The organism is Pinirhizobacter sp. (assembly GCF_035317885.1).
Taxonomy (GTDB): Bacteria; Pseudomonadota; Gammaproteobacteria; order Xanthomonadales; family Rhodanobacteraceae; genus Pinirhizobacter.
The window spans coordinates 1-5,391 of sequence record NZ_DATHFX010000216.1 but is presented as its reverse complement, the minus strand read 5'-3'; the positions used below and the strand labels follow the sequence as shown (position 1 = coordinate 5,391).

Annotated in this window: 5 protein-coding genes and 1 pseudogene; all 6 read right to left on the bottom strand. The window is 67.6% G+C overall.

The genetic code is table 11. The annotated features are described in order from the left end of the window. A partial coding sequence (gene ftsZ, locus VK519_RS06910; protein ID WP_324348492.1) for a cell division protein FtsZ occupies positions 1-677 on the bottom strand: 677 nt, incomplete at its 3' end. Positions 678-801: 124 nt separating this feature from the next. Next, a complete protein-coding gene (gene ftsA / locus VK519_RS06905) occupies positions 802-2,034 on the bottom strand; it encodes a cell division protein FtsA (protein WP_324348491.1) in 1,233 nt (410 codons plus the stop codon). Continuing rightward, positions 2,031-2,780, bottom strand: a complete 750-nt coding sequence (locus VK519_RS06900; RefSeq protein ID WP_324348489.1) for a cell division protein FtsQ/DivIB — start codon at positions 2,778-2,780, stop codon at positions 2,031-2,033. The genes ftsA and VK519_RS06900 overlap by 4 nt, the downstream gene beginning before the upstream one ends. Then, a complete protein-coding gene (locus tag VK519_RS06895; RefSeq protein WP_324348487.1) occupies positions 2,777-3,763 on the bottom strand; it encodes a D-alanine--D-alanine ligase in 987 nt (328 codons plus the stop codon). Before VK519_RS06895 ends, VK519_RS06900 begins: the two co-directional genes overlap by 4 nt. Then, positions 3,760-5,202: a UDP-N-acetylmuramate--L-alanine ligase gene (gene murC, locus VK519_RS06890; protein ID WP_324348485.1), complete on the bottom strand. Its 1,443-nt coding sequence runs from the start codon at positions 5,200-5,202 to the stop codon at positions 3,760-3,762. Before murC ends, VK519_RS06895 begins: the two co-directional genes overlap by 4 nt. Next, a pseudogene (gene murG, locus VK519_RS06885) lies at positions 5,199-5,391 on the bottom strand (undecaprenyldiphospho-muramoylpentapeptide beta-N-acetylglucosaminyltransferase); the annotation flags it as partial. The pseudogene murG and the gene murC, both read right to left, overlap by 4 nt.

The following is a 5,391-nucleotide window of genomic DNA, read 5'->3' as shown; positions in this document are numbered from 1 at the left end:
ATCATGGCCATGCCCATCTCGCTCATGACGGTGCGGACGTCGGCGAAGTCGACGTTGATCAGGCCTGGGGCGGTGATCAGGTCGGCGATACCCTGGACGGCGCCCTGGAGCACATCGTTGGCAGCCTTGAAGGCGTTGAGCAGGGTGACTTCACGGCCCAGCACCGAAAGGAGCTTCTCGTTGGGCACGGTGATCAGCGAATCGACGTGCTGGGAGAGGTCCTCGATGCCCTTGAGAGCCACCTGCATGCGGCGCCGGCCCTCGAAGGGGAACGGCTTGGTGACGACGGCCACGGTAAGGATGCCCTTCTCCTTGGCCAGCTGGGCCACCACGGGTGCTGCACCGGTGCCGGTACCACCGCCCATGCCAGCGGTGATGAACACCATGTCGGCGCCCTCGAGCATTTCCTCGATGCGCTCACGGTCTTCCAGCGCCGCCTGGCGGCCGACTTCGGGGTTGGCGCCGGCGCCAAGGCCCTTGGTGACGTTGCCACCCAACTGCAGGTGGGTGCGCGAGTTGCAGCTCTTCATCGCCTGCGCATCGGTATTGGCGACGACGAATTCCACGCCTTCGATGTTGGCATTGACCATGTGGGCCACGGCGTTGCCGCCGCCACCGCCCACGCCGATGACCTTGATGACTGCATTGGGTGCGAGTTTTTCGACTAGTTCAAACATTTCCCGTCTCCGATAGTTTTTATAGTTTTGTGTTGCCGTTGTTGCCCTGTCGCGGCTCCTGCCGCGCCAGGGTGTCGGGCTTTCCCTCGCCCCGGGGCCGTCTTCCTGCCGGCCCCGTCGATCCCTAGAAGTTCTTGCTTATCCAGCCGCGCAATTTGCCCACCATGCCGCCGACCGACCCGCCCACCGGGCCACCGGCACGGACGCCCGACGAACGCGAGCCGTGCAGCAGCAGGCCGACGCCCGTGGCGTGCAATTCGTTGGAGATCACGTCGCCGAGGCCGGAGATGTGCTGCGGCACGCCCACGCGCACCATCTTGTGAAAGATTTCCTCGGCCAGTTCCAGGGCGCCTTCCATCTTCGAGGCGCCGCCGGTGAGCACGATGCCCGCGGCCACCAGGCTTTCGTAGCCGGAGCGGCGCAGTTCGTCCTGGACCATCTCGAAGATCTCCTCGTAGCGCGCCTGTACCGACTGCGCCAGCGACTGGCGGGCCAGGCGGCGGGGCGGGCGGTCGCCGACGGAAGGTACCTGGATGGTTTCCTCCGCGTGCGCCAGTTGCGCGAGCGCGCAGGCGTACTTGATCTTGATTTCCTCGGCATGCGCGGTGGGCGTGTGCACGCCGTAGGCGATGTCGTTGGTGACCTGGTCGCCGCCGACGGGCAGCGACTTGGTGTAGCGGATCGCGCCCTGGGTGTAGATGGCGATGTCGGTGGTACCCGCGCCGATATCCACCAGGCACACGCCAAGCTCGAGCTCGTCTTCGGTCAACACCGCCTTGGCGCTGGCCACCGCGGCCGGCACCAGTTCGTCCACCGACAACCCGCAGCGCTGGATGCACTTGGAGATGTTGGACACCGCGCTGGCCGCGCCGGTGACCAGATGCACGCTGGCCTCCAGGCGCACGCCGCTCATGCCGACCGGATGGCGGATGCCGTCCTGGCCGTCGATGCGGTATTCCTGCGATTCCTTGTAAAGCACCTTGCGGTCGGCCGGGATGGCCACGGCGCTGGCCGCCTCGAGCACTTGCTCAAGGTCCGCCGCGGTGACTTCGCGGTCGCGGATCGCGGCCGTGCCGTGCGAGTTCTTCGTCTCCAGGTGTGAGCCTGAGATCGAGGCGAACACCGAGCGGATGTCGCAACCGGCCATCAGCTCGGCTTCTTCCACCGCGCGCTGGATCGAATGCACGGTGGATTCGATGTCCACCACCGAGCCTCGCTTCATGCCGCGTGACACGTGCGAGCCGATGCCGATCACCTCGATCGGTTCGCCCGGCTCGTACTCGCCGACGATGGCGACGACCTTGGAGGTGCCGATGTCCAGTCCGACCACGAGCTGCTTGTCGTTTTTGTTCTTCATGTGCGCGGTGCGCTCCGGGTGTCGGTGGCAGCGGGGGCCTGGGCCTGCGGCCAGCTGACGGCGAATCCATTGGTGTAACGAAGGTCCACCGAGGCGAAACCGCCGGGATGGCTTGAAGCCAGTTGCGGGTAGACGTCGAGGAACCGGCGCAATCGCCGGTCCACCTGGTCGCCGTCGCCAATCACCACTTCGGCGCCACCGGCGGTGACCACGCTCCAGCTTCCGCGATTGCTCAAGGTGACACCGGCCACCTGCAGGTGGGAGCCTGCGAACTGCTTCTGCGCCTGTGCGTAGAAGCTCACCACTTCAGCCAGGCGCGCATCGGGGCCACGCAACTGCGGCAGGCCTTCCATGTGCTCGGCCTCGCGGGCCGGGAACACCTTGCCCTGGCGGCTGATCAGGTCGTTGTCGTTCCAGCGTGCGAACGGCTGGCGTTCGTAGATGCGCAGCAGGATCGAATCGGGCCAGTGCTTGCGCGCCTCGACCGATTCCACCCACGGCAAGGCAGCGACCGACTTGCGCACCTCGTCAAGGTCCGCGGCGAAGAAACCCCGCCCCAGCTGCGGCATCACCGCGCCCTTGATCTGCGCGTCGGTAACGTGCACGAATTCAGCTTCCACCTTCAGCTGCTTCACCGGCCAGCGATTGGCGGCGAACCAGCCCTGGAGCACGCCCACGACGGGCAGCGCCACCAGCGTGATGGCGATGCCCCAGGCAACGACACGCGTAGCGGCGCCGGCCCTCATGGGGTGACCTCGGCGAAAGTGTTGCCGCCTGAGTCGCGCAGCGACGTCTCCAGCACGCGCCAGCAGACGCTGGCGAAATCGATCCCGGCTTGCGCCGCCGCCTTGGGCACCAACGAGTGGGTGGTCATGCCCGGCGCGGTGTTCACTTCCAGCAGCCAGTTACGGCCCTGGCGGTCGCGCATTACGTCGACACGGCCCCAGCCTGCGCAACCCAGGGCGTCGAAGGCGCGCAGGGCCAGCGCACGGATCGAAGTCTCGGCCTCGCCCTCGAGGCCCGGGCACAGGTAGAGCGTGTCGTCGGCGATGTACTTGGCGTTGTAATCGTAGAACGCCCCCCTGGGCACGATGTGGATCGAGGGCATCACCTCGCGGCCGAGCACGGCGATGGTGAGCTCGTCGCCTTCGATCAGCGTTTCCATCAGCAGCTCACCGGGATAGCGCGCGGCCAGTTCCACCGCGGCGTCGAGGTCGGCGTCGGTGAACACGCGCGTGATGCCCACGCTCGAACCTTCGCTGGCGGGCTTCACGATCAGCGGGAAGCCGATCTTCGCCGCGGCGGCATGGATGTCATCGCCTTTCTTCAGGGCGATATACGCCGGTGTCGGCAGGCCCAGGGCCTGCCAGACCATCTTCGAACGCACCTTGTCCATCGACAGCGCCGAGCCAAGCACGCCGGAACCTGTGTACGGGATGTTGAGCGACTCCAGCGCGCCCTGCAGCACGCCGTCTTCGCCGCCGCCATGCTGCCCGTGGAGAATATTGAACACCCGCGCGAAATGGCCGGCGCGCAGGGCGTCCAGCAAGGCGGGGATGCCGTCGATGGCATGGGCGTCCACGCCCCGCTGGCGCAGCGCGTCGAGCACGTTGCGACCGGAGTCGAGCGAGACCTCGCGTTCAGCGGAGCTGCCCCCCATGACCACGGCGACGCGGCCGAACTGCGCCGGATCGGTCACGGTAAAGGCGATGGGCGACGACGTGGTCATGCCTTGAGGGTCCTCAGGGAAGCGGTATTGCCAAGTTCAAGCGCGGCGTGGCCGATATCGCCGGCGCCGAGCATCAGCAGGATGTCGCCGTCGCGCAGCAGCGCCGGCAGCGTGGCGGCAAGGTCCCGCGGATGGTCCACCAGCACAGGGTCGACCTTGCCCCGTGCACGCACCGCGCGGGCGAGCGCACGGCCGTCGGCACCGGCGATCGGCGCCTCGCCGGCCGGATATACCTCGGTCAGCAGCAATACGTCGGGCTCGGTCAACACCTTGGCGAAGTCGTCCATGAGATCGCGCGTGCGGCTATAACGATGCGGCTGGAAGGCCACCACCAGGCGCCGGTTGGGCCAGCCGCCGCGCGCGGCGGCGAACACGGCGGCCAGCTCACGCGGGTGATGGCCGTAGTCGTCCACCAGCAGCGCGGTGCCGTGGTCCAGGGCGATCTCGCCGCGGGCATGGAAGCGGCGGCCAACGCCCTGGAACTCGGCAAGCGCGCGCGCAATGGCTTCTGCCTCCACGCCCAGCTGCCAACCGACGGTCGCGGCGGCCATGGCATTGAGCACGTTGTGCCGGCCAGGCAAGTTCAGCACCACCGGCAGCGGCGCGGGCAGCCCCGGCAGGTGCAAGTCGAAATGCATGTGGAAGCCGTCCTGGCGCACATTGGTGGCGCGGACATCGGCGTCGGGGTTGTCGATGCCATAGGTCATCGCGCGGCGCACCGTGGTGTTGGCCAGCTCCGCCACTTCCGGGTCGTCCACGCACAGCACCGCCAGGCCATAGAACGGCAGGCGATGCAGGAAATCGGCGAAGGCCTTCTTCACCCTGCCGAAGTCGCCGCCGTAGTTCTCCAGATGGTCGGCGTCGATGTTGGTCACCACTGCCATCACCGGCGACAACAGCAGGAACGAACCGTCGGACTCGTCGGCTTCGGCCACCAGGTACTGGCCGGCACCGAGCCGGGCATTGGCGCCCGCGGCGTTGAGCTGGCCGCCGATCACGAACGTCGGGTCGTAGCCCGCCTCGGCCAGCACGCTGGCAGTGAGGCTGGTGGTGGTGGTCTTGCCATGGGTGCCGGCGATGGCGATGCCACGGCGGAAGCGCATCAGCTCACCAAGCATCTCGGCGCGGGGGATCACCGCGGTGCGCGCATCGTGGGCGGCGATCAGTTCCACGTTATCCCGGGCGATCGCGCTGGAGGTCACCACCACGTCGGCACCCTGCACGTTCTCGGGCCGGTGACCCACGTGCACGGTGATGCCCAGTGACTCCAGGCGGCGCGTGGTGGCGCTGGCGGCGCGATCGGAACCGGACACGGTATAGCCCAGGTTGCGCAGCACTTCGGCGATGCCGCTCATACCGACGCCGCCGATGCCGATGAAGTGCACGGCGCGGAAGGACGACATGAAGTCGTCGGTGGCCCCGAGGCGGACGGGCGTCATGCCGCCACCTCCAGGCAGGCGCGGGCGATGGTCGCCGCCGCGTCGGGCTTGGCCAGGGAACGCGCGGCCTGGGCCATCGATACCATGCGATGGCGGTCGCCCAGCAATTCGCGCAGGCGCGTGGAGAGTGCAGCCGTGTCCATGCCGCGCTCAGGGACGAGTTCAGCGGCACCGGCGGCCACCAGGGTC